Below are 24035 nucleotides of genomic sequence, written 5' to 3'. Positions count from 1 at the left end.
TCGATATTGTCCCCGACTTTAAAGAAAAATGTTGTCGTGCTTGGGTGACCAAGCAAGTCTAAAGATAGCAATGTGTGATATCGGATTAGCGTCAGCGTACCGAACGAGCAGAGCCTGACGCTCCCCTGCCCGTGGTGCTTGGTATGTTTAAGCTTCCAACTATATCGCGAGCGGCAGCAAGAAATGCATCCAATTGCTCTTTTGTGCCGATGCTGACGCGGATGCAATGTTCCAAACCATTGTCCGGAAAGTAGGCAACGAGTATCTTTTGCCTTTCCAAGGCTGCTTGCCACCATGAGCCGTCCTGTCCCGCTGGCACACGGGCTAGCAAGAAATTTGCGTGGGAGGGCGTTACGGAAAATCCAAGTTGCGACAGTGCGGCTGTCACTCGCTGTCGTTCATGTCTGATGTGCTTGTGGTTCTCTGCGTAGGCGCCGCGATGCGCAAGCACGCTGATACCAACCGCATGCCCAATCACGTTCATGTTGAAGACGTTCTGGATGTTGCGCAGCCTGCCAATAATCTCAGGGTGACCGAAACCGAAACCGACGCGAATGCCGGCGGCGGCATAGCTCTTCGAAAATGTTCTCAAGATCAGAAGGTTCGAATAACGGTTGATGAGGCGCAGCCCGTGATCGGGTGCAAAGTCGACGTAGGCCTCATCAAGGACGACCAGGCGATCCGATTGTGCCACGAGGCGTTCGATATTGCTTATCGAGAGGAATGTTCCGGTCGGATTGTTTGGATTGGCCACCAGAATGAACTTGGCGTCTTTTGCCGGACCGGAAAGCAATTGCTCCATTGGCAGCGAATGAGTTTGACATCCGATCTCGAGAAACTCAGCACCATGCAACATGGCAAGTTTGCGGTTGAACGAAAACCCTGGCGATATCATCGCCACCTTGTCGCCAGGGGCGAGGAAAGCTCTGTAGATGAGTCCGAGCAGTTCAGACGACCCGTTGCCTGCGATGACCTGATCCGTGGATACGCCATAGGTATTGGACGCTGCTTCCCTCAAGCTGATGTTATCGTCGTCCGGATACAGATACTGGCGCTGGAGGGCCGCCACTGCACTTTGCATTATGATTGGCGGCAACGGAAACGGGTTCTCATTCGTATTCAGCTTGACAAAACTTCTGTCCGGCGCTGGTCCGTTGGACGGCAGAGCATCTAACTGTCGCGTCCCTTGCGGAAGAGACGAAAGCACAGCTTGCAGTTTTGCATCGGACATATTTTATCTCCGTTTCAGTCGCACAGGGCATCCGTATGAGCTCGCAACGAGAGCAACATGGCGGACGGATTGACGATGGCAGCGTCGCCTTTCACAAGATGGTCGCAACGCCGGCTGCCACGACGGGAATTCGGCCAGGCTGTCCTCGGTCGGATCGACTTGACGCGGACGCGGATCTGCATCCCTGCGCGGGCCAAGCCGCTAAGCGGTCTCAGCTAATCCGCCTGAGTCATGCTTTCACAGACGCTTGACCTCGATGCCGTATTTCCTCAGCACGTAGCCAATCTGGCGCGGGGTCAGTCCAAGCAGGCGCGCCGCCTTTGCCTGCACCCAGCCACATCTTTCCATGGCAGCAATGACGCGCTCGGCGTCGGTGGTCCTCGCGCCCAATGAGTGGGTTGCTCCGGCAGGCGGGACTGTGGTGGCGGCCGAACGAGCGGCCGCATCCGGAGGCGTGGCCGGATTCACTGCCTCTGGCAGGATTGGCGCTGGTTGCAGCGCGGCCTTGCCCGATCTGCTCTTCCGCAGCGCCTCGGCAAAGCATTGGTCGTGGGAGCACGCAAAGTCGTTTCTCCCGATTGATCGTCCCTCCGCCAGGATCGCTGTCCGGTGCACGCAATTTTCAAGCTCGCGAATGTTGCCGGGAAATTCACATTTCATCAGTACTTCAATCGCACGCGGATCGAAGGTCAGCGTACGGCCGTTCTCATCGTTGAAATTCTTGAGAAACTCAGCTGCGAGGAGCGGAATATCGCTGCGCCTTTGGCGTAACGCCGGCACCAGCAAGGGAACCACGTTGATGCGATAATATAGGTCGGCGCGGAACTCATTCCTTGCAACCGCCTCTTCAAGGTTCCTGTTCGTGGCGGCAATCACGCGAACGTCGACCTTGATGGTCTGGTTGCTGCCGACGCGCTCAAACTCCTGCTCCTGCAGCACGCGCAGTAGCTTTGCCTGGAAGGAGGCCGAGATCTCGCCGATCTCATCCAGAAACAACGTCCCCTTGTCGGCGAGCTCAAAGCGACCCTTGCGGGAATTGAACGCGCTTGTGAAGGCACCCTTCTCATGACCGAACAATTCGGATTCCAGGACTGTCTCTGGCAGCGCTGCACAATTGAGTTTGATGAAGGGCCGCTTGGCGCGCGGCGACAACTCGTGAATTGCCTTCGCGACCAGCTCCTTCCCGGTACCGGATTCGCCTCGCAACAGAACCGTGGTCTTTGCCTTAGCTACCACTGCGATCTTCTCGAGCAGCGCGCTTAGCGCCGGACTGTCGCCAATCATTCCCTTGACGTGAACCTTCTTGCGCTGCGGTGCAGGGTGCTTGACATCAGAGAATTGCGTTTGCAGCCGATCTTCCACCTCCGTCGGTCGTTCGCGGTCGCCCGCGGAGAAGCGGTGCAACTTGACTGTCTGTCCCACCATGTTGGCTATCATGGTGAGCAGCCGGACATCATAATCGAGCCGATACGTTGACCTGGTGTCCAAGGCGCGGTCGATAGTCAGCGTGCCTACGGCGTTCCCATCAACACGAATGGGAACGCCGATGAAGGACACGGTGTCGGAGGCCCCAAGCACCTCTATGTCAGCGGCAGTGAAGGCCGAATGCACCGCTATGTTCTCGGCGACGAGCGGCGTGTCCGTCGTCACAATCAGATCGATTGCCTTGCGCGGCAGGCGCATGCGGGAGCGCTCATCGCTGTTCTCGTCGCAGCCGGTGACTACGGTGATGTCCAGTACGCCCTCAGCGTCGAAGAGAGCGATGATGCCGTGCCGCATCTGCACAAACGAGGGCAGGAGATCGACGACCTTGGCCAACGTGACTTCGAGCCGGGCGGGGTCGGTGAGTACTTTCGATATTTCGAAGATGCCGGTAAGCGCGTGCTCGTGCGATGGCACAAAAGGGACCGCGGTGTTCATCTCGGACTTTGGGTAAGCCCTTTTCGCATCCGGAAGCGAAATGCGGCACTCGCTGGCATTTTGTTCTGATTTGGGAATGTTGTGGTGCATATGATCCTCGATCTCGCGCCATGAAATGCATGCCGGCGGCATGTGCGCCCGCGACGTCGCGGGCAAGCGCGAAAATGCTCTGACGTGAACTCGTGCCACCGCCGTGTGGTCGAGTGCAAAGCGGGTCGACCCCTGACGCATCGCTTGGCTCTCCCTCCACGAAGCTTGGCCACGTTCTCGGCTTGCACGGGGGCAACCACACGTTGATTTTCAAAAGACTGGAGCGAGGCGGGATAGTCAATCGAGCTTTCTTTCATTCGTGAAAGGAAACCTCGCGGCCTATGATAGAATTCATCAGTTCTAATTTTTGTCGGCGATGTTGAACGACAGAAATACGGCGCCGGCGATGCGGTGCCCGAGCGGCTGACCGCGCCGAGTTGCCGGGCCGTGCCAGTCACCAGCGCCTGCGAACCAGGGGCGGGAGCGATAATCACTGCCGACGACACTGGTCGGTCGCGGCAACCGCCATTTCCTCGATATTGATGACACAGATAAGGCGGCGGCGTCGCGTGTGAAGGCGCGAAGGTGGCGGTCGAGCGCGGCTTTCTCGGCGGTGCTCGGAACTTCTGAACCGCATCGTCGCGGTCAGCACCAGCGGCGTCAATCCCTACGTCTCGACGTCGCTTTCAAGCTGTCGCTGCAGCGGGAGCGCGGCAAAGAACACGGCAATTCTGCGCCCTCGTGCCAGCGATGCGGCCCTTCCCAAAGTCGGCAAACCGAGGAGCCCGCCACGATGTGCAGCAAAACCGCAAGCCAGAGAGATCGACCGGCAATCTGCCGGAGAACATCAAGCGCGTGCTGGACGGCGGCCTTGTCATTCCCGTCTTGTGCCACCGCTCATCCCATCATTGGCGAGCCCAACGTCAGTTCAGGTCATGCGGATCCATTTGGCATGGGTATTGCGGCGGCCTTGGTGCAGCGTTCGACCGGAGCGCCGCGATAGGGAGAAGCCCGGGAGAAGTCACGCCACCTCGATCCGGTCAGGGAGAGAGAAACAGTGTCAGCTGCACAAGTCCGCGGCGCGAGTCCCGCGCCCCGCAAACCCTTCTATGCCAAGCTTTACGCGCAGGTGCTTGCCGCCATCGCCCTCGGCGTCGCAATTGGCTATTTCTATCCGGGGACCGGCGAGAGCCTGAAGCCGCTGGGTGATGCCTTCATCAAGCTGGTCAAGATGATCATCGCGCCTGTCATCTTCCTGACAATTGCGACCGGCATTGCCGGCATGAACGATCTTCACAAGGTCGGCCGGGTCGCCGGCAAGGCAATGGTCTATTTCCTCACCTTCTCGACGCTGGCGCTGATCGTCGGCCTCATCGTCGCCAATGTCGTCCAGCCTGGCGCCGGCCTCAACATCGATCCGGCCTCGCTCGATGTCCAGGCCGTGAATACCTATGCCGCAAAGGCCCACGAGCAGTCGGTCACCGGCTTCCTGATGAACATCATCCCGCCAACGATAGTCGGCGCCTTCGCGGAAGGCGACATCCTGCAGGTGCTGTTCTTCTCGGTTCTGTTCGGCATGGCGCTCGCGATGGCCGGAGAGACGGGCAAGCCTGTCGTTTCCTTCCTTCAGGCGCTCATCGCGCCTGTCTTCAAGCTCGTCGGCATTCTGATGAAAGCCGCGCCGATCGGCGCTTTCGGCGCAATGGCCTTCACCATCGGCAGATATGGCATCGGTTCGGTCGTCAACCTCGCGATGCTGGTCGCGACGTTCTATTTCACCGCCTTCCTCTTCGTGTTCGGGGTTCTCGGCGCGGTCTGCCGCTACAACGGCTTTTCGATCTGTTCTCTCATTCGCTACATCAAGGAAGAGCTGCTGCTTGTCCTCGCAACGTCCTCCTCGGAGGCCGCGCTCCCCTCGCTCATGCAGAAGATGGAGAAGGCGGGCGCCAGGCGTTCGGTTGTGGGTCTCGTCATCCCGGCCGGATATTCGTTCAATCTGGACGGCACGAATATCTACATGACCCTGGCGGCCCTCTTCATCGCGCAGGCGACGAACACCGATCTGTCAATCGGCGATCAGGTGCTGCTGCTGCTCGTTGCGATGCTTTCCTCCAAGGGCGCTGCAGGTGTGACAGGTGCGGGCTTCATCACCCTGGCTGCTACGCTCGCCGTAGTTCCGAGTGTTCCCGTTGCTGGGATGGCCCTGATACTCGGCATCGACCGCTTCATGTCCGAATGCCGGGCGTTGACGAATTGCGTTGGTAACGCAGTGGCATCCCTCGTCGTCGCCCGCTGGGAAGGAGAATTGGACCAAGCGCAGATGAAAGCCGCCTTCTGCGGTCATCAGCTTGCCGAGGCATCAAACCGGCTATCCTCCGCCGATTAAGGGCGACGCACCGCGACCGGTTTCGCCAAGCTGGTCACATGACCTGAACGATCGACTCGCAGGCTCTAAACGGCGCCTCACGGACCATGTATCAGAAGCGCTAAATGTGTGAGTGCAAATCATCGCCGCCCTAAGCGAATGAACCTTCCGTTATACCCGGCCGGTCTACGTCTGGAGTAGTCCAATACGCTGTCGATCATTCAGTATGCGGGCGTCTTCACTTTGCCCACCCGAAAGCATTGTCGAATCGCGCTAGGTGACAGAGAGCCAGCCTGCGTCAAAAACCAATCAGAATAGGACCCATGACCAAGCGCCCCACAATTACCGATCTCGCCCGCGAAGCCCGAGTCAGCGTAGCAACGGTCGATCGGGTTCTGAACGCCCGCCATCCGGTGCGCGAGGAGACCGCGCGGCGGGTCCACGACGCCGCCCACGCGATCGGCTATCATGCTGCCGGGCTCATCAAGCAGCGCTTGCGGCGAGACCTACCGTGCTACCGCCTGGGCTTCATCTTGAGAAAACCGGCCCAGCATTTCTACCAAGACTTTGCGCGCGAGGTCGAAGCGTCGGTCAATTTGGCCCAGTCCTTCCACGGCATTCCGCTCATCCAATTCGCCCCGTCACATATGCCGAGCGACCTAATCGCACCGCTCAAGGATTTGGGCGCACGCTGCCATGCGATCGCGATGGTGGCACCGGACCACCCAAAAATTACAGCAGCGGTTGAGGACCTCAAGGCCAAAGGCATTCCGGTTTTCTCGCTGCTTTCCGACTTCGCCGCCGGCGTGCGACAGGGCTATATCGGCCTCAACAACCGCAAGGTGGGGCGCACGGCCGCTTGGATGGTGTCCAAGGTCGCAAAACGGCCCGGCAAGGTGGCGGTGTTTGTCGGTAGCCATCGTTTCCAGGGGCACGAGCTCCGTGACGTCGGCTTTCGCTCCTATTGCCGTGAGAACGCGCCGACGTTCGAGGTGCTCGATCCGCTTGTGAACCTGGAGAAACGGCAGGTCACCTACGAGGCAACGCTTGATCTCATGCAGCGGGAACCCGAGCTCGTCGGCTTCTATGTCGCCGGGGGCGGCATGGAGGGCGCCATCTCCGCGGTCCGGGAAGAGGGTAAAAGTCGCGATCTCGTCGCGATCGTGAATGAAATCACGCCGGAATCTCGGGCGGCACTCGCTGATAACATCATCACGATGGCGGTCGCCACGCCAATGCGCCGGCTTTCCCAGGAGCTGATAACGCTGATGACGCGGGCTATCGAGACCGGCACTGCTGAAACACCAGGACAGACATTTCTGCCGTTCGACATCCATCTGCCGGAAAATATATGAAACTGATGGCTTCTATCGTAAGCGGGGAGTTTCCTTTCATGAATGAGAGAAAGTTGATTGATTATCCCATCCACGCGGGGTAGCCGCACCCCACAGGCCTCAGCCGCGGCCCAGGATGAAGCGCCGATTGGGTGAACGGATCGGCCGCGCGTTCAGCCCGAAGCGCGAGGTAAATTGCCTACATCCGCAGCGTCGACCTCGACCGGCTTCATTGCCAACATCTCGACGTTGTCGGTGCAGGGCGGTGTCGTCAAGGAGGCCTCACGCCAGTAGCCGAGCGAGGCCGGCACAGTCCATTGGTATCGACCTCGTCGACCGCCATCTCCTCGCCTGGCCGCGTGAAAAGCCGCGGCATGGCCGGCAAAGTTGGCATTTGAGTGGGGCTAAACACCTTCTGGGACTTCGCACGCGAAATCGGAGGCGGCAGTCAATTCAGTACCAACCCGGACATGTGTTCTGCTCGTTCCTGGCCCTCGTACTCAGCAAGGAACTGCGCCGCTCTGCCGGGCCAAAGGCCTGACGCCCGAATGGCAACCGTTCCTACGCGATCGCGACCGCCTCCAGGAAGCCACCATCGAAAAGGATGCTCGCGTCGTCACCACCACGTCACGGCCAAAGTGGGCAACGTTTTGAAGGCAGCTGGCATCGCTCTGCCACACAACCTCGACGAACAACTCGCCTGAGATCACCCCCAAAACGTAGTGGTAACACGCGCCGGAGCGCGCCTAACATGCTGATTAATGACATATTCTTGCGGGCGGTGTTTAAACTGCAAGGTCGGATGGTCGTGCCCGAGACGCTCAATAGCTTTCAAGCAAAGGCGCCAGGCGAGATGCCTCCTGCAACATCATTTCCCGCATCCACAGGCTTGCCGGATCAGTGTTGTGAAGCGCAGGCCATTGGACGGCCTCCGTGAATGCGGGATGAGGAAGTGGCGGCGGAAGTCCGACAATCCGCAGGGGTGTTGTTTTTGCGAAATGCTGCGCCAGCCGTAAGGGCATGGTCCCGATGCGGTTGGTGCCTGATAGGACCGGCGCGATCAGGCTAAAGCCCTGTACGACGACCTCGATACGTCTCTCGAACCCGTGCTCGAGCAAATACCATTCCTCCATGGTGGGCTGCCGGGTGTGCCTGAATTTGAGCACGACATGCCCCATCGACAAGTATCGCTCGAATGTAAGTGGCTCTGACAGCTGCTTGTTCGTGCCGCAGCCTACGCATACGAGCATATCTTCGAACAGGGCTGCGCGAGGATGTTTCGACATGAACACTTCCGGCATAATCAGAAAATCAACGTCGCCGCGCCGGAGAAGCTCCTCGGGGTCGTCGCAAATAGGCAGACATTCGAAGCGGACGGCGGGAGCTTCCCGCGCAGTACGCTCTACGATCCTCTTAAAAAGCACGAGCGTGAGGTAATCGGAAAGCATGATTCGGAAGAGACGATCCGATTGGGCTGGGTTAAAGGCGTCGGAGGAAATAATCGATAGCTGGATGTGCAGCAATGCGTCCCGGACTGCTGGGGCAAGCCCCTCCGCGCGCGGTGTCAAAATGAGCTCGCGGCCGTTCATCGTAAATAGCTCATTGCTGAAGTAGGCGCGTAACCGAGCGACGGCGGCGCTCATGGCCGGCTGGCTCAGATTAATACTGTTGGCCGCGGCAGTGACTTTACGCTCCCTGATCAGAGCGTCCAGCACAACGAGGAGATTCAGATCCAGCCCCTTAAACCGCATATCCTGATCTATCCAGCGTGTGGATGGGCATCATCTAAACAATCAATTTTACGAATTTACGAACCATGCATTAGAGGAACGTAAATGACCGACGTCAAGCTCAAATCGACGGCGCCGCCACACGGGCGGGAACATCGAGAGAGCTCATTGGCGAGCCCCACCGGCTGGCTCACCGTCGCTAACGACAACGGTTGAGTGCAGCCAACAACGCCGCCGCTTTGGCCGGGTAATGCGGCCCGCAAGAAACCATTTTGAAGAGAGGTCCTGAATGCGCCCTCAGGTGCAGTGGAAATTGTGCTGGGAAAACGAGTTGCAGCTCTCGGACCACGTCGAGCTCGCCCAGTTCTTTCGTAATACCTACGGGCCGACTGGGGCGTCCAACGCAGAACCGTTCGAAGGTAGTCGAAGCTGGGCCGGAGCCAGGCCTGAACTCCGCGCAATCGCCTATGATTCGAGCGGTGTAGCGGCTCACATGGGCATACTGCGCCGTTTCATCAAGGTTGACGCGGTCGATCTGTTGGTGGCTGAGCTGGGCCTGTACGGGGTACGTCCGGATCTTGAGGGTCTCGGAATCGCCCATTCAATCCATGTCATGCTTCCAATACTGCAGGAGCTTGGCGTTCCATTCGCTTTCGGAACCGTCCGGGACGCGCTGCGGAATCATGTTGAGAGGTTCGCGCGGCGATACAGCCCTTTGGCCGTTTTGTCGGGAATTCGCGTGCGCTCCACCCGACCAGAGGCGCGCCTCGACCTGCCGCCCACACGCATCGATGACGCACTCACCATTGTTCTGCCAGTTGGACGGCCGATCAGCGAATGGCCCACGGGCACGATGATCGATCGGAACGGACCAGAGCTATGAGCCGTCCCGATTGCTTGTACGAGGTGCGCCGTGAGTGCTCTGACGGCACCGGCCGTCGCAGCGTTTATCTGACGTTTGACGACGGTCCCAATCCACTTTTCACACCGGAGATTCTCGATGTGTTGGCAGAGCAGCGGGTGCCGGCGACTTTCTTCGTCATCGGCGCCTACGCCTTAGAGCACCCGGATCTAATCCAACGAATGTTTGCAGAAGGGCACGAGCTAGGCAACCACACGATGACTCATCCGGATCTGTACAAATGCGGCTTCGGCGAAGTGCAACGTGAGATTTTTGAAGCGAACGGCGCCATCATGAGGGCGTGCCCTCAGGCCTCGGTGCGCTATATTCGCGCGCCCTACGGCGCCTGGAGCGAAGAAATCTTCACAGCGTCACAGATCGCCGGGCTGACGGCCCTCCATTGGTCCGTCGACCCTCGAGATTGGTCTCGCCCTGGGGTCGACGCGATTATCGATACCGTGCTCGCCTCTGTCCGGCCGGGCGCAATCGTACTCTTGCACGACGGATGCCCTCCCGGCGAGTTGAGCCAGGGCGCTCACGCCGGTCTGCGCGACCAGACGGTCACGGCGCTGTCCCGTCTGATTCCAGCACTTCATGAGCGCGGATTTGTAATCCGCTCACTTCCTCAACATCACTGAACAAACGAGATCCCATGACTCTTCTTGGTACAACCAGCACTGTGGCCATTTCGCTTTATGCACTGCTCTCGACTGCTTATAAGAGCATGCAGGGGATTTATGCTCTGCCGACAAACGACTCATCGGCGTTGGAGGATCTCGTCGGCTCCGATCAACTGCCCAGCGTGGATGTCATCGTCCCCTGCTTCAACGAGGATCCGCGCACGCTTTCAGAGTGCCTGGCGTCCATTGCAGACCAAGAATACGCCGGAAGACTTCGGGTCTATGTGGTTGATGACGGTTCTGGAAATCGCGAAGCCGTAGGAACTGTCCACGAAACCTACGCGCGCGACCCTAGGTTCGACATCATTTTGCTTCCCGAGAATGTTGGAAAGCGCAAGGCGCAGATCGCCGCGATACGCCGCTCATCCGGGGATTTGGTGCTTAACGTTGATTCAGACACGATACTCGCGTCCGACGTCATCACCAAGCTTGTACCGAAGATGCGAGATCCAGCGGTCGGCGCAGTCATGGGTCAGTTGATTGCCAGTAACCGGAGCGAGAGCTGGCTGACAAGGCTGATAGACATGGAGTACTGGCTGGCTTGCAACGAGGAGCGCGCGGCACAGGCTCGCTTCGGTGCCGTTATGTGCTGTTGCGGCCCATGTGCCATGTACCGCCGGTCTGCGCTCCTTTTGTTACTGGACCAGTACGAGTCGCAATTTTTTCGGGGCAAGCCAAGCGACTTCGGGGAGGATCGCCATCTCACTATCCTCATGCTGAAAGCAGGCTTTCGAACCGAGTACGTTCCGGGCGCCATCGCGGCCACAGTCGTTCCGAACAGACTCGGACCGTATCTGCGCCAACAACTCCGTTGGGCACGAAGCACATTCCGGGACACGCTGCTTGGGCTGCGCTTGCTGCCCGGCCTCAATAGCTATCTCACGTTGGACGTGGTCGGACAGAATCTCGGGCCGCTACTCCTCGCCCTATCGGTACTAACGGGCCTCGCACATTTCGCACTGACAGGCACTGTGCCTTGGTGGACAGGACTGATGATTGTGTCCATGACCATGCTCCGATGCAGCGTGGTAGCATTTCGTGCTCGACAGTTTCGATTTCTGGGCTTTTCCCTGCACACGTTCATCAACATCTTTCTCTTACTTCCCTTGAAGGCCTACGCGCTGTGTACATTGAGCAATAGCGATTGGCTGTCGCGAAGCTCTGCTGTCGCTACATCGAACACTGGGGGAAAACAGGCCCCCACCCAAACTCCGATCACTGGATCAAGCAGGGCAGAATTCTCACCGCATGCGGCTCCGCTTCGCAGGCTCAATCTTGCGCGGATTCTTCGGGATTAGCGCTGTCGAGCAACATCTGCGGCGACGAGTGATCGCTAATTACCTAGGTAGACGAGAGGTGGACGAGTTTGACCCAGAACATGAATCATCAGTTGCTCGATCGGGAATTGGCCGCAGACGATCCGTGGCGCCTCGACGGCAATCCGTTCGAGCGGGAGCGCCACACGGAAATGCTCCAGCTGGCGCTTGCCCAAGGCTCCATTACAAATGCCCTCGAAGTCGGGTGCGCTGCCGGCGCATTCACGGAAAAACTAGCCCCCTACTGCCAAGGGCTCACCGTCATCGATGTCGTGGCGCAAGCGATTGCTCGAGCACGTCAACGGATAAAGGAGCCGTCGCGCATCAACTGGATAGTCTCCGATGTTCAACAGTTTTCGACCGACGAGTTGTTTGACCTGATCGTTGTGGCGGAGGTCCTATACTACCTCGAAGACATAGCCGAGATGCGCGCGGCCGTCAAAAACCTGGTGCGGGTGCTTGCGCCAGGCGGGCATCTGATCTTCGGATCGGCAAGGGATGCTAATTGCCGTCGCTGGGGTCACGCCGCTGGTGCTGAGCCGGTCATCGCCATGCTGAACGAAACGTTGATCGAGGTAGAGCGTCTTGAGTGTCGGGGCGAGTCGGTCAACGAAGACTGCTTGCTCGTCCGTTTCCGGAACCCGCTTTCCGCTTCCTGATGAATCGAATCTATCGCCGTTAACGTGGAGACACTATGCGCATCTGTGGTACCAAGCTGACCCATGATGGGGCGATCGCCCTTGTCGAGGATGGACGGCTCGTCTTCTGCGTTGAGCAGGAAAAGTGGCACAACAATCCGCGTTATCAAACCATCGATAATCTCGACGTAATTGTCGCCGCTTTGGCGGAACAGGGGCTAAATCCTTGTGATGTCGATCAGTTCGTTATCGACGGCTGGGATGGCGAAGACGAGTCACAGTTTCAGGTCCGGCAGGCAACCAAGCAACCGCCAGTCTTGGCGTCCCTCTCGGTAAAATGAACCCATGTCCATGGTAGCGATCGATCTTACTGACGTAAGCAAAACTTATGACAAGCTCGTTGTCGACAGACTGTCGTTTCGCGTTGCGGCGGGGGAATGCTTCGGGCTCTTGGGACCGAACGGTGCGGGCAAAAGCACGATTGCGCGTATGGTCCTCGGCATGACATCGCCTGATGCGGGGAAGATTACTGTGCTCGGCGCTCCAGTGCCGGCGCGCGCGCGTTTGGCACGTATGCGCATCGGCGTGGTCCCGCAGTTCGACAATCTTGATACCGCGTTCACTGTACGCGAGAACCTGTTGGTGTTCGGGCGCTACTTCCGGATGAGCAGACGCCAGATCGAAGCGGTCATACCGTCGCTGCTTGAGTTCGCCCGCCTCGAGAACAAAGCGGATGCGCGCGTCGCCGAACTGTCCGGCGGCATGAAGCGGCGCCTGACGCTCGCGCGTGCGCTGATCAATGACCCGCACTTGCTGGTGATGGACGAGCCGACCACCGGCCTCGATCCGCAGGCCCGCCACCTGATCTGGGAACGGCTGCGATCGCTGCTGGCGCGGGGCAAGACTATTCTTTTGACTACCCATTTCATGGAAGAGGCCGAGCGGCTGTGCGATCGGCTGTGCGTTATGGAGGAGGGGCGCAAGATCGCCGAAGGCCGCCCGTCCGCACTCATTGACGAGCAGATCGGCTGTGACGTGGTCGAGGTCTACGGCGGCAATCCGCATGAACTGGGTGCGCTGATCCGGCCGTACGCACAGCGCATCGAGGTGAGCGGTGAGACGCTTTTTTGCTATGCACCCGATCCGGAGCAGGTGCTGGTGCAGCTACGCGGGCGCGCCGGTCTGCGCCTTCTGCAGCGTCCCCCCAATCTCGAGGATGTGTTCTTGCGGCTAACCGGGCGCGAGATGGAGGACTGAACAATGGGCGAACGTTATGCGGCGGCCATGCCCGCCAATGCGTGGAATTGGGTCGCGGTTTGGCGCCGCAACTATCTTGGATGGAAGAAAATCGGGCTTGCATCGGTTCTCGGCAACCTCGCCGATCCGATGATCTATCTGTTCGGTCTCGGCTTTGGCATCGGAACAATGATAGGTCCTGTTGAGGGCACTTCGTACATTGCGTTTCTCGCGGCTGGCATGGTTGCCACAAGCGCGATGGCATCGGCGACTGCTGAAACGGTTTACGGGAGTTTCGGCCGCATGGACAACCAGCGCACCTGGGAAGGAATGCTATGCACTCAGCTGACGCTCGGCGATATCTTACTCGGCGAATTGGCGTGGGCAGCCACCAAGGCCCTGATGGCGGGCACAGCAATCACTATTGTTGCCACCACGCTCGGCTACACATCGTGGCCATCCATCCTCTGCTTGCTGCCAGTCATCGCTCTCAGTGGCCTCGCCTTCGCGAGTCTAGCGATGGTCGTCACGGCGCTTGCGCCCAGTTATGAATATTTCATATTTTATAATACGCTTGTTATAACACCCATGCTGTTCCTTTGCGGCGCGATGTTTCCGGTCAACCAATTGCCCGGCGCTTTTCAGGACGTCGCCTCCTTGTTGCCGCTCGCACATGCAATTGACCTCATTCGTCCGGCGATGCTTGGCCGTCCGGCCGGCAGCATGGGCCTGCATATCGGCGCGCTTTGCATATACACGGTTTTGCCGTTCTTCCTATCGGTTGCTCTATTTCGTCGTCGGCTGATGCGTTGACGCTACTCACCATTCGTAAAATTGATTCTTTGGGCGATACCCATCCACGCGTCGGATAGGTCAATACATGCGTTTTAAGGGACTCGATCTAAATCTCCTGGTTGTGCTGGACGCTTTGATCAGGGAGCGTAAAGTCACCGCCGCGGCCCGCAGTATTAACCTGAGTCAGCCGGCCATGAGCGCCGCCGTCGGTCGGTTACGCGCCTATTTCAGCGATGAGCTATTTACGATGAACGGCCGCGAACTCATTTTGACACCGCGCGCGGAGGGGCTCGCCACAGCAGTCCGGGAGGCATTGCTGCACATCCAGCTGTCGATTATTTCCTGGGACGCCTTTAACCCGGCCCGATCGGATCGTCGCTTCCGCATCATCCTTTCCGATTACCTCACGCTCGTATTTTTTAAGAAGATCGTAAAGCGTGCTGCGCGGGAAGCTCCCGCCGTCCGCTTCGAATGTCTGCTTATTTCCGACGACCCCGAGGAGCTTCTCCGGCGCGGCGACGTTGATTTTCTGATTATGCCGGAAGTATTCATGTCGAAACATCCTCGCGCAGCCCTGTTCGAAGATATGCTCGTATGCGTAGGCTGCGGCACGAACAAGCAGCTGTCAGAGCCACTTACATTCGACCGATACTTGTCGATGGGGCAGGTTGTGCTTAAATTCGGGGACACCCGGCAGCCCTCCATCGAGGAATGGTATTTGCTCGAGAACGGTTTCGAGAGACGTATCGAGGTCGTCGTACAGGGCTTTAGCATGATCCCGCCCCTTCTATCAGGCACCAACCGCATTGGGACAATGCCCTTACGGCTGGCGCAGCATTTCGCAAAATTAACACCCCTGCGGATTGTCGAACTTCCGCCGCCACTTCCTGCCGCATTCACGGAGGCCGTCCAATGGCCTGCGCTTCACAATAATGATCCGGCAAGCCTATGGATGCGGGAAATGATGTTGCAGGAGGCATCTCGTATGATTACCCCGCCTAAGAGCACCGGACGTCTCAGTTGTCGGCCGACGACCCCTCGGTTATGAGAGGAGGCATGGATGGCGATTGGGATTGGGCGATTCCTGCATTGTCGAGAACGATGCAGGGAGAGCAGATCCTTCAGCTTGAAGAGGTGGCAGCGATGCTGCCGCTGCATGAGCTTGGCTGGGGAACCGACGGGCGAACGAATTCGGGTGCGCTCGCAACACGGTGCCTCGGTATCTAAGCGAGGGCGGGACTGTTCCGTTTCGCAAGCCTGTGCGGCCGACCGCGTTTGACGGACTGGACGATTGGTTGCGGGAGCGCTTCTTCCCCCATGGCTCGGGCTAGATGACGATCTCGACCCGCTCCAGATGCGCCGGGAACGCCTTGCGCGGTCGCGCAGCACGTCGCGGCTCGCCTGTCGGTCTTGCGGCCTCGAGCTCGGACTCAATCGCGCCGAGCCCGGTCTGATTTCGAAGGCGAAGGCCTGCTGGGCACGTTCGAGCTTCTCGGAGCTGCGACCGAAGCGGCGCGCTCCATCTGCTTGACGATCCCATGAAGGTCGGCGATCCTCTCCTGGGCACGCTCGTTGAGTGTCGCCATCCGGACGATCTCGGCCTTGAGTGTTTCGCTCCGGAGTTGTTGCAGTTCGGCCTTCTCCGCCGCCATGGCGACGAACATCGCCTTGAGCGGATCGATTTCGTGGGGACGGGCCGAGCGCTTCTCGTCACTGACGCCGACAGGAGCTTATTTTGCACGGCCTGAGGCCCGCCTTTTGCGCCTGAGTTACTTCGCCACGGCCTATCCGGCCGACGTCGGACGCCGTCTCCGTTCGGCTCAAACGCGCCAGTCCATGCCTTCGACGAGCGCCATCAGTTCGGCGCGGCAAGCCGGGTCACGCCGTTCTCCACCCGCGGCCAGCGGAACTTGTCCTCGTCCAGCGCTTACGGTGCGGGTATGCCGGCGTCGAGCAAACAGAGAGAAGTTTGGGGCCGAACTAGGACGGCCCCGTTACGAAGTGTTGTCCTGGTGGTTTGAGTGTCGAATCTTCAGATCGATTGCTTGGGCGACCAGCGTCCCCGCCGCTAACGAGCCCGCAACTGCTCAGCAGAACGGCGAAGTGAACGTGAGTGCATCCATTTCGTAAATGCGTGTCTATCCAAGCAATCGATTTTTCTAATTATCCGATGAGGAATATGAACGCGTCAGGCAGGGTGCATCATTAGGAGTATTTTCGATGGCAAAGATTATCGAGGGTGGCCCGGGTTCCGAAACACTCCTCGGCACCGAGCTTGAAGATTGGATGGAGGGTTTCCAGGGCAATGACTGGATTGACGGTCGTGCCGGCAACGACGAGATCTCGGCTGGCCAGGGGAGTGACCGAGCCATTGGCGGCGAGGGTAACGACCGCATCTTCGGCGGAGATGGCTGGGACGATCTCTCCGGCGACAACGGCCGCTTCAACGCGCGCATCTCCGGTGAGGACAATGACAGGCTCAGCGGCGGTCCCGGCCAGGATGTCCTCTACGTGGGTGACGGCCAGGATACGTTGACCGGGGGCACCGACAATGACACGTTCGTGTTCCAGTTCCACAATCCGGTGCCTGGGGTTGTCGGGTCGAAGTCGGACATTACCACTATCACCGATTTCAACCCGGCGGAGGACAAGTTCGCCTTCGACGCGGTGGGCCTCTACAACGACGGTTTTGGCGCGAACTTCGTCAACAACGCCAGCATACAGTCCGGCTACCCGGTGAGCAGCTTCTACAGTGGTGCGGCCTCGGGTGCGAACGGCGAACACGTCGTGGTGATCACTGGCGAATCTTTCAACTCTGCTTCTGAAGCCGCGAGTGCGATCTCCGGCGAGCACGCCGGCGACATCATTGTCTACCAAAGCAGCTACAGCGACAGAGTCGCAACTCTGGCCTATGTCACCGCCGAGAACAACGGGCATGAGTTCGCCCACCTGGGCGGTGTGGTCACCGTGGCCGACCTAGGCCTGACCGCGTCGGACTTCACCTTCGTTTGATCCAGAAAACCCATACGGAACAGCGCCCCGCCCCCCTGGGCGGGCGCTTTCCGTCTCCGCTACTTGCGATGGGCCGGGGCGCCCGGGAGCAGTCGCAGCGTGTACAGCTTGACGAAGCCCTGCACGTCGCGCTGGTCGTACACCGAAATCTCCCTGAACGCGTGGAGGCGGAAGCCTGTTCGGGCCCTTGCGGCCGGCCACGATGACGTTGCCCTTCCAAACCTTCAGCCGGACGGTGTTGTTGTTGACCCGCTCCATTAGATGCCAAACCAAACATATTCGGCGGGAGCACTGATCCTGAATCAGCGAGTCGGTTGCCGCTCGGGGAGCAATATAGGGACTGGGTCGCCAGATCCTCACGGAGACCTACGTGAGTAACCATTCCTTGAAGGATTCAGCTTTGAGACCTTTCCCTCTGACTTCAGCTATTTGGGGAATTCTGTTGATCAGCGGCGTGGTCAACGTGCTTGCGCTGATCTCGCCGCTGTTCATGCTTCAGGTCTACGACCGCGTTCTGGCAAGTGGCAGCGTATCGACGCTAGTGGGGCTCGTCGTGCTTGCTGCAGGGCTTTATGCGTTCCAATGCCTGCTCGACGTTTTGCGCGCCCGCGTGCTGCTGCGGATTGGCGAGCGTTTCGATGAACAGTTTTCCGGACGCGTTCACGATGCGATCGTTCGCCTTCCGCTTTTAACGCGCATGCCGGGCGACGGCTTGCAGCCGCTTCGCGACCTCGACAATATTCGCGGATTCTTAGGTGGAAACGGTCCGACAGCGTTCTTCGATCTGCCATGGATGCTGCTTTATCTTGCCATTTGCTTCCTCCTTCATTTCTGGATCGGCATGACGGCACTTATCGGGGCGATCGGTCTCACATCTCTGACACTTCTTACCAACACTCTCTCGCAACGGCCGATACGCGAGACCATTGCCCACGACATGGTGCGCAATGGCCTACTGCAAGCAGCGCGTTGCAATGCCGAGGTCGTGCAAGCTCTCGGTCTCGGAAAGCGGATCGCTGCCCGATGGCACAAGGCCAATGCCGAGTATCTGGCCGCCAACCGGAAAGCTGGGGACGTGGCAGGTGGGCTGGGTGGCATTGCAAAGTCGTTGCGCGTGCTGCTGCAATCGGCCATTCTTGCCGTCGGCGCGTACCTTGTCATCAGGCAGGAGGCTACGGCCGGGGTCATGATTGCCAGTTCGATCATGATGGGGCGCGCGCTGGCTCCGGTCGATCTGGCCATTTCAAGCTGGAAACCCTTCCTCATGGCGCGCCAGGGTTGGGCGCGGCTGGAGGACCTCCTGGGAAAGGTTCCTGAAACCGCTCCTGTTATGCCAATGCCTGCACCTGAACGCGAACTCCGCCTCGAAGGCGTGACAATCGTTCCGCCCGGCGAAAGGAAGCCGACCGTGACCGGCCTTGCGTTTGCCGTTCAGGCGGGAAGCGCACTCGGGATCATCGGTGCATCGGGTTCGGGCAAGTCGACACTCTCGCGCGCCATCGTCGGCGCATGGACGCCGGTCGCCGGAAAGGTTCGCATCGACAGCGCAAGCCTCGATCAATGGGACCGGGAAGCGCTAGGCCGTCATATCGGCTATTTGCCGCAAGGTGTTGAACTGTTCGACGGCACCATTGCCGAAAACATCGCTCGTTTTGAAGATAATCCTGACCCTGAGGCTATTGTCACCGCGGCGAAAGCAGCGGGCACGCACGAACTGATCCTCCGATTTGAGCACGGCTACGAAACTCCGATTGGTGAGGCCGGATCGGCACTTTCCGCCGGGCAGCGCCAGCGTATCGGTCTTGCCCGTGCTCTTTATCGAGACCCTTTCCTTGTTGTGCTGGATGAACCCAATGCCAATCTCGATGCGGAAGGCGAGGCTGCGGTCGTCAAGGCGATCGCCTCCGTGCGCGGGCGCAAGGGCATTGCGGTTGTCGTCGCCCATCGGCCGAGCGCCATCCGCGCCGTGGATTTTGTGTTGGTCATGGAAGGTGGACGGCAGCGAGCATTCGGTGCGCGTGATGAAGCGCTTTCCAAAGTCTTGAAGAGGGCAGCGATGGCACCAGGCGCTGGCGTCAAGGCCATCGAGTCTACACAGGATAACGTGGGAGAGCGCGCTGACATGGAGGATCCCGGTGGCCGGCATTCATCAGAATAATGACGTTTCCAGCTCCATTCGCCGGCACCTGGTGGCGGGCCTTCTGGCGAGCGTGATCTTTGCTGGAGGAGCCGGAGCCTGGGCGGCCTTCACGAATCTCTCCGGTGCGGTTGTCGCGTCCGGACACTTTGTCGTCGATTCCTATGTGAAGAAGGTGCAGCACCCGACCGGCGGGGTGGTGGGAGAAATCCTGGTGAGCGAAGGTGATAAAGTAAAAGCCGGCGACATCCTCATGCGGCTCGACGCCACCCAGACGCGCGCCACTCTCGCTGTAGTCACCAAGCGGCTCGATGAGCTGGCCGCCAACCTGGCACGACTCGAAGCTGAGCGTGACGATCTGGCGGAGATCGCCTTCCCGGACTGGCTGCTCGCCCGCAGAGATGTTCCGGACGTAGCTTCGGCAGTACATGGCGAGACGCGGCTGTTCGAATTCCGCAGACAATCCCGCGACGGGAGGCAGGCGCAGCTAGCGGAACGCATCACTCAATATGAGCACGAGATCGAGGGGCTCAAGGCGCAGGAAATCGCTTCTGAGAAAAGCACCGAGATTCTCCAAAAGGAAATTGCTGCCCTGAGTGGGCTGCGCGACCAAGGCATTGTCTCGGACCAACGCTTGAACAGCCTGAAGACGCAGGTTGCCACTTTCGGCGGCGAACGCGGTGAGAAGATTGCACATCAGGCACAGACGGCAGCCCGCATAGCCGAAACGCGCCTCCAGATCCTGCAGATCGATCCGGATTTCAAGATGGAAGTCGGCCAGGAGCTCAGAGAGGTTCAGGCGCAGGTTGGGGAGTATGTTGAGCGCAAGGTGGCGGCTGAACAGGAACTGCGACGGATCGATATTGTCGCGCCGCAGTCAGGCGCCATTCAACAACTCGCAGTTCATACGGTCGGAGGAGTGATCACGCCCGCCGATCCGATTATGCTAATCGTGCCGGAAGGCGACGATCTTGCGCTTGAAGCACGAATCACCCCGAAGGACATCGACCAAATCCAGCTTGGTCACAAGGCCGTGCTGCGGATGTCAGCCTTCAATCTGAGGACCACGCCGGTATTGAACGGATATGTCAGCCGGATCGCAGCCGATCTGGCGACGGACGAAAAAAACGGCGTTTCGTATTACCTGGTGCGTCTGTCAGTTCCGCATGCGGAACTGACGAAGCTCAAGGACCTGACGCTCGTGCCCGGCATGCCGGCCGAAGCGATGATCCAGACGGGCGAGCGTACGGCGCTTTCTTATTTTGTGAAGCCGCTGTCGGACCAAATCAGTCGCGCATTCCATGAGGAATGAAAGTAATCCACAGAAATATTTTGTTTGTATTCTTGTTGGTTGTTACGCACGCATGAGAGTCATAACCGTTTGAAAACACAGCCATGCTTTCCTCAGTTGGATTCCGCCTCTGACTCAGATTCGTGGTTCCGCGGTCATTTTGCCCTTCCAAGTCGCCGACCATTCAGTTCTTGGCCTCGAGCGCATTAAGATACCCATCATCGTACACAAAGGCTGGAAAAGAGTCCGGTGTCTTGAGCGATCCTAGGTCTGGAGACCTAGGGTGAGCCTGCAAGCACAGGGCCAGGAAATGATTGAGCGTCTGCAATATTCGGACAGGTGCATAGAAAGACAGGCAGGCGCCAAAGACGCGCTTTCAACGCACTAAACCGATGCTGCGCACCCCGAGCGTCTTGCCGCCCTCGCTCCCGCCGGTAGGAATCAATCGCGAGCAGGCTGCGACGTTCATCGGCGTAAGCTCAACGACCTTTGATGAAATGGTCCAGGACGGCCGGATGCCGCAGCCACGAATGCCGAGCAAGGGGCGCATTGTTTGGGACGTCGAGGAACTTGTATTGGCGTTTCGAAAGCTCCCTCACCGCCAAATCGGAGGAGCACCAAAGCTTGACGAAGATTCGCCGCCACTAGACAATCCTTGGGATCGAAAACCACGAACATGACGGATGAGCCCGTGAAGGTCGATCTTAAGGGCGTAGTGAAGGACACTGATCGCCACGGCAATGATCGGTACTATTTTCGCGCACCGGGTCGGAAGAAGGTCCGGCTCCGTGAACCGACCGGCAGCGACGAGTTCCTCGAGGAACTGCGGTGCGCGCGCGCCGAGGTCACTTATGTTCGGCCCGGCACTCTTCCCGAGATTTGCCGGCGCCTCCCCAAGCCTTCCGAGCCAGCGAAGAAAGGCACGTTGCTGTGGCTTTGCCAGGAGTATTACCGTCGGGGCGGCACGGAAATCACCCAAGACACTATGGCGCGCCGACGAGCAATTCTGGAGCGCGTATGCGAATTACCTCATCCCCTCGAAGGTGACCCGGATCCTCAGTATCCCACCAAGGGATCTCTGCCATTCGCCGGTATGAAACGGTCTCATGTTAAGGAGATCAGGGACACCAGGCTCGACGCCCTTGGCGCGGCAAACAATATCGTAAAAGCCATCAGCGCGATGTTTGAGTGGGCAAAGGACACAGAGATTCCGGGCGTCGACTCCAATCCCGCCCGCGGCATCAGACGGCTAAAGAGCGGCGACGGCTGGCACCCATGGGACGTGTCGGAGATCGTTCAATATGAGAAGCGGCATCCGCTGGGTACCGCAGCCAGACGTGCGCTCTCGATCTTCATGTTTACTGGCCTGCGGTTGTCCGACGTCGCGATCTTCGGTCGACAGCACATCACGCTCGTCTACAACGAGGAGACCGAGCAGTGGGAGAAGTGGATCAGAATTAAGCCTGGGAAGACCAGTCGTAACAAGGATGCGGTGTTGGTGGAGCTCCCGCTTCTGCCCGAACTAGAGGCGGAACTTGAGCACACGCCCTCCGACCAGATGACCTTCCTGGTCAATGAGTATGGTCGCCCGTTCTCGGAGAACGGTCTGGGCAACAAGATGCGCCAGTGGTGTGATCAAGCTGAGCTGCCGCACTGCAGTGCTCATGGAATTCGCAAGGCCGGCGCGACGATCGCCGCTGAGAACGGCGCGACGCACGAGCAGCTGAAGGCGATATATGGGTGGACTACGTACCAGCAGCCCGACCACTACATCAAGAAAGCGCGTCGCCGGAAGGTAGCGAGAGCGGCGAAATACCTGCTGGTTATCGATCGAAAAGAGAACAAAATTGTCCCACTTTCTGAGGGGGTTGAAAGAGGTGGGACAAAAATCGCCAAAAAATCCAATTAAGTCAACGGCCACAAAAGCCAATGGTGGGCCCGGAGGGACTCGAACCCCCAACCAAGCGGTTATGAGCCGCCGGCTCTAACCATTGAGCTACAGGCCCCACGGCGCTGGATTAGTGTTTTTCCCTGAACCGCACAAGGCTTTCCGAGGGCTTTCCGAGCAGGCGTTCCAAGGGGGCTGGCAGGGATCGCCCAAATCAGCCCATATTGATAACCTATTGCACGTCGCCCATTGGACGCCGGCCAACACTCGGCTGTCTTGGGATCCCAGATCGAGGAGATTTCATGACCAGACGTATTTTGCCCCTGGCGATTGCCGCCGCAATCGCATTTCCGGCGATCGCGGCCGCCGCCGATTCGCCACCGCCGCCGCGTATCGTCGTCACCGGTGAAGGCGAGGCGGCGATAGCACCCGATCTGGCTCTGCTGACGCTCAGCGTCATGCGCGAAGCCAAGACGGCACGTGCAGCGCTCGATGCCAATAACGACGCCATGGCCGCGGTGATCGCTGCCATGAAATCGTCCGGCATCAAGGAGCGCGACCTGCAGACAGCGGGCATCCAGATCAATCCGCGTTATAACTACACCAACAAGCCCGACGGCAGCCAGGAGGCCGAGCTTGTCGCCTATCAGGTGACCAACACGCTTTCGGTGCGCGTCCGCGACATCGACAAGACCGGCGACATTCTCGACAAGGCGGTGTCGCTCGGCGTCAACCAGGGCGGCGGCATCTCCTTCTCCAACGACGATCCGGCGGCAGCCGTCACCGAGGCGCGCAAGAAGGCCGTCGCCAATGCCATGGCCAAGGCCAAGACGCTGGCCGAAGCGGCCGGCGTCGGCATCGGCCGGGTCCTGGAAATCACCGACCAGAATTTCGCACCACCGCCGATGCCGATCAACGCCAAGGCATTCGATGCCGCCGGCGCGTCGGTCCCGGTGCAAGCCGGCGAGAATTCCTATACCGCACAGGTGACGGTGACTTTCGAATTGAAATGATCATCGCTTGCAGCATGAAAAAACCCCGGAGGATCGATCCTCCGGGGTTTTTTGAGCCGCGCTTTCCGTCCTGGCGGAAAGGGCTCCGCTACTCTACCGGCTGCAAGTCAGCCGGCCGCAAGCCCGAAGACCTTAGCGATAGATGATCGGACAGCCGCGCTCGTTGGCGAATACGATTACGACGCGGTCGCCATACTGGCGGCCGGCGACCTTGACCGTGCGGCGGTTGATGTCGATGATGCGGGCGCGGTGCAGGCCCATGCGTTCGGCCTTGTCAATGGCACGCTCCGGCGAACAGGACCGGCGCCAGCCGCCATGACGGCGGTGTTCGCGATAGTAACCATCATCTTCGTCGCCGGTATAGACGCCGACGCGCGGATCCTGGTTGTTGCCGAAGCCGAGATAGATGCTGTCAGCATGAGCGGGGATGGCAGCAAGCGTGCCAAGGCCGACAAGTGCCGAAAGAGCAACCGTCTTGATGGTATTGAACATTGTCTTCTCTCCTTGTTTGAGGGTTT

19 protein-coding genes, 1 tRNA gene and 3 pseudogenes are annotated in these 24035 nt (G+C 59.0%); 17 read left to right on the top strand and 6 right to left on the bottom strand.

Annotation, left to right across the window (positions count from 1 at the left end; translation table 11 throughout):
• Positions 1-91: 91 nt before the first annotated feature.
• Positions 92-1231, bottom strand: coding sequence for a histidinol-phosphate transaminase (gene hisC, locus NKH59_RS11040; protein WP_352472406.1), 1140 nt, complete (start codon positions 1229-1231; stop codon positions 92-94).
• A gap of 237 nt (positions 1232-1468) precedes the next feature.
• Complete coding sequence (nifA, locus tag NKH59_RS11035; protein WP_502908696.1) at positions 1469-3241, bottom strand: nif-specific transcriptional activator NifA; 1773 nt, start codon at positions 3239-3241, stop codon at positions 1469-1471.
• A 997-nt stretch (positions 3242-4238) separates the two neighbouring features.
• Between nifA and NKH59_RS11030 the strand changes: the two genes are divergently transcribed.
• The 3 genes and pseudogenes from NKH59_RS11030 to NKH59_RS33495 form a co-directional block, all read left to right on the top strand.
• Positions 4239-5567 carry a dicarboxylate/amino acid:cation symporter gene (locus NKH59_RS11030; protein ID WP_353021792.1) on the top strand — a complete coding sequence of 443 codons (1329 nt, stop codon included), beginning with the start codon at positions 4239-4241 and terminating at the stop codon, positions 5565-5567.
• A 302-nt stretch (positions 5568-5869) separates the two neighbouring features.
• Entirely contained in the window at positions 5870-6901 is a 1032-nt protein-coding gene (locus tag NKH59_RS11025) for a LacI family DNA-binding transcriptional regulator (RefSeq protein WP_352466665.1), read from the top strand.
• A gap of 445 nt (positions 6902-7346) precedes the next feature.
• Positions 7347-7584 (top strand): annotated as a pseudogene (locus tag NKH59_RS33495) (IS1634 family transposase); the annotation flags it as partial.
• Positions 7585-7701: 117 nt separating this feature from the next.
• Here the strand turns inward: NKH59_RS33495 and NKH59_RS11020 are convergent.
• Positions 7702-8631, bottom strand: coding sequence for a LysR family transcriptional regulator (locus NKH59_RS11020; RefSeq protein ID WP_352457033.1), 930 nt, complete (start codon positions 8629-8631; stop codon positions 7702-7704).
• 268 nt (positions 8632-8899) lie between these two features.
• Here NKH59_RS11020 and NKH59_RS11015 point away from each other — a divergent pair, with 268 nt between their 5' ends.
• The 9 genes and pseudogenes from NKH59_RS11015 to NKH59_RS10975 all read left to right on the top strand — a co-directional run.
• Positions 8900-9493: a NodA family N-acyltransferase gene (locus NKH59_RS11015; RefSeq protein WP_352457034.1), complete on the top strand. Its 594-nt coding sequence runs from the start codon at positions 8900-8902 to the stop codon at positions 9491-9493.
• Positions 9490-10149: a chitooligosaccharide deacetylase NodB gene (gene nodB, locus NKH59_RS11010; RefSeq protein WP_352466666.1), complete on the top strand. Its 660-nt coding sequence runs from the start codon at positions 9490-9492 to the stop codon at positions 10147-10149. Before NKH59_RS11015 ends, nodB begins: the two co-directional genes overlap by 4 nt.
• A 14-nt stretch (positions 10150-10163) precedes the next feature.
• The gene (gene nodC, locus NKH59_RS11005; RefSeq protein WP_352466667.1) at positions 10164-11489 is read left to right on the top strand and encodes a chitooligosaccharide synthase NodC; all 1326 of its coding nucleotides are present in this window, start codon (positions 10164-10166) and stop codon (positions 11487-11489) included.
• Between the two features lie 80 nt (positions 11490-11569).
• Positions 11570-12166, top strand: coding sequence for a nodulation methyltransferase NodS (nodS, locus tag NKH59_RS11000; protein ID WP_352466712.1), 597 nt, complete (start codon positions 11570-11572; stop codon positions 12164-12166).
• A 35-nt stretch (positions 12167-12201) separates the two neighbouring features.
• A pseudogene (locus tag NKH59_RS10995) lies at positions 12202-12447 on the top strand (carbamoyltransferase N-terminal domain-containing protein); the annotation flags it as partial.
• 43 nt (positions 12448-12490) lie between these two features.
• Complete coding sequence (gene nodI, locus NKH59_RS10990) at positions 12491-13402, top strand: nodulation factor ABC transporter ATP-binding protein NodI (protein ID WP_023719311.1); 912 nt, start codon at positions 12491-12493, stop codon at positions 13400-13402.
• A 3-nt stretch (positions 13403-13405) separates the two neighbouring features.
• Complete coding sequence (locus NKH59_RS10985; protein WP_352450738.1) at positions 13406-14194, top strand: ABC transporter permease; 789 nt, start codon at positions 13406-13408, stop codon at positions 14192-14194.
• Positions 14195-14261: 67 nt separating this feature from the next.
• Complete coding sequence (locus tag NKH59_RS10980; RefSeq protein ID WP_352516375.1) at positions 14262-15224, top strand: LysR family transcriptional regulator; 963 nt, start codon at positions 14262-14264, stop codon at positions 15222-15224.
• Between the two features lie 8 nt (positions 15225-15232).
• A pseudogene (locus NKH59_RS10975) lies at positions 15233-15495 on the top strand (hypothetical protein); the annotation flags it as partial.
• A 111-nt stretch (positions 15496-15606) separates the two neighbouring features.
• Here NKH59_RS10975 and NKH59_RS10970 read toward each other — a convergent pair.
• Entirely contained in the window at positions 15607-15840 is a 234-nt protein-coding gene (locus tag NKH59_RS10970; RefSeq protein ID WP_353021789.1) for a hypothetical protein, read from the bottom strand.
• A gap of 556 nt (positions 15841-16396) precedes the next feature.
• Between NKH59_RS10970 and NKH59_RS10965 the strand changes: the two genes are divergently transcribed.
• From NKH59_RS10965 to NKH59_RS10950, 4 genes are all read left to right on the top strand, one after another.
• Entirely contained in the window at positions 16397-17188 is a 792-nt protein-coding gene (locus NKH59_RS10965; protein ID WP_352491483.1) for a M10 family metallopeptidase C-terminal domain-containing protein, read from the top strand.
• 385 nt (positions 17189-17573) lie between these two features.
• A complete protein-coding gene (locus NKH59_RS10960; RefSeq protein WP_352491525.1) occupies positions 17574-19346 on the top strand; it encodes a type I secretion system permease/ATPase in 1773 nt (590 codons plus the stop codon).
• Positions 19324-20637, top strand: coding sequence for an HlyD family type I secretion periplasmic adaptor subunit (locus tag NKH59_RS10955; RefSeq protein WP_353021787.1), 1314 nt, complete (start codon positions 19324-19326; stop codon positions 20635-20637). The genes NKH59_RS10960 and NKH59_RS10955 overlap by 23 nt, the downstream gene beginning before the upstream one ends.
• 670 nt (positions 20638-21307) lie before the next feature.
• Positions 21308-22525, top strand: coding sequence for a tyrosine-type recombinase/integrase (locus tag NKH59_RS10950; RefSeq protein ID WP_352523364.1), 1218 nt, complete (start codon positions 21308-21310; stop codon positions 22523-22525).
• A 21-nt stretch (positions 22526-22546) separates the two neighbouring features.
• On the opposite strand, the gene NKH59_RS10945 is transcribed toward NKH59_RS10950, so the two are convergent.
• Positions 22547-22622, bottom strand: a tRNA-Ile gene (locus NKH59_RS10945).
• A 184-nt stretch (positions 22623-22806) separates the two neighbouring features.
• Here NKH59_RS10945 and NKH59_RS10940 point away from each other — a divergent pair.
• Positions 22807-23517, top strand: a complete 711-nt coding sequence (locus tag NKH59_RS10940) for an SIMPL domain-containing protein (protein WP_352472400.1) — start codon at positions 22807-22809, stop codon at positions 23515-23517.
• 132 nt (positions 23518-23649) lie between these two features.
• Here the strand turns inward: NKH59_RS10940 and NKH59_RS10935 are convergent, their stop codons facing one another.
• On the bottom strand, positions 23650-24009 hold the full coding sequence (locus NKH59_RS10935) for a hypothetical protein (RefSeq protein ID WP_352637442.1): 360 nt from the start codon (positions 24007-24009) through the stop codon (positions 23650-23652).
• Between the last annotated feature and the right edge of the window lie 26 nt (positions 24010-24035).

It is taken from the genome of Mesorhizobium sp. M0998 (assembly GCF_040318885.1).
In the GTDB taxonomy this organism is placed as follows: Bacteria; Pseudomonadota; Alphaproteobacteria; order Rhizobiales; family Rhizobiaceae; genus Mesorhizobium.
This window is presented reverse-complemented; position numbering and strand designations above follow the sequence as displayed.

Excerpts from the sequence above, each read along its gene's own strand:
- hisC (WP_352472406.1), bottom strand. The coding sequence starts at position 1,231 with ATGTCCGATGCAAAACTGCAAGCTGTGCTTTCGTCTCTTCCGCAAGGG.
- nifA (WP_502908696.1), bottom strand. The coding sequence starts at position 3,241 with ATGCACCACAACATTCCCAAATCAGAACAAAATGCCAGCGAGTGCCGC.
- NKH59_RS11025 (WP_352466665.1), top strand. The coding sequence starts at position 5,870 with ATGACCAAGCGCCCCACAATTACCGATCTCGCCCGCGAAGCCCGAGTC.
- NKH59_RS11020 (WP_352457033.1), bottom strand. The coding sequence starts at position 8,631 with ATGCGGTTTAAGGGGCTGGATCTGAATCTCCTCGTTGTGCTGGACGCT.
- NKH59_RS11015 (WP_352457034.1), top strand. The coding sequence starts at position 8,900 with ATGCGCCCTCAGGTGCAGTGGAAATTGTGCTGGGAAAACGAGTTGCAG.
- nodB (WP_352466666.1), top strand. The coding sequence starts at position 9,490 with ATGAGCCGTCCCGATTGCTTGTACGAGGTGCGCCGTGAGTGCTCTGAC.
- nodC (WP_352466667.1), top strand. The coding sequence starts at position 10,164 with ATGACTCTTCTTGGTACAACCAGCACTGTGGCCATTTCGCTTTATGCA.
- nodS (WP_352466712.1), top strand. The coding sequence starts at position 11,570 with ATGAATCATCAGTTGCTCGATCGGGAATTGGCCGCAGACGATCCGTGG.
- nodI (WP_023719311.1), top strand. The coding sequence starts at position 12,491 with ATGTCCATGGTAGCGATCGATCTTACTGACGTAAGCAAAACTTATGAC.
- NKH59_RS10985 (WP_352450738.1), top strand. The coding sequence starts at position 13,406 with ATGGGCGAACGTTATGCGGCGGCCATGCCCGCCAATGCGTGGAATTGG.
- NKH59_RS10980 (WP_352516375.1), top strand. The coding sequence starts at position 14,262 with ATGCGTTTTAAGGGACTCGATCTAAATCTCCTGGTTGTGCTGGACGCT.
- NKH59_RS10970 (WP_353021789.1), bottom strand. The coding sequence starts at position 15,840 with ATGTTCGTCGCCATGGCGGCGGAGAAGGCCGAACTGCAACAACTCCGG.
- NKH59_RS10965 (WP_352491483.1), top strand. The coding sequence starts at position 16,397 with ATGGCAAAGATTATCGAGGGTGGCCCGGGTTCCGAAACACTCCTCGGC.
- NKH59_RS10940 (WP_352472400.1), top strand. The coding sequence starts at position 22,807 with ATGACCAGACGTATTTTGCCCCTGGCGATTGCCGCCGCAATCGCATTT.
- NKH59_RS10935 (WP_352637442.1), bottom strand. The coding sequence starts at position 24,009 with ATGTTCAATACCATCAAGACGGTTGCTCTTTCGGCACTTGTCGGCCTT.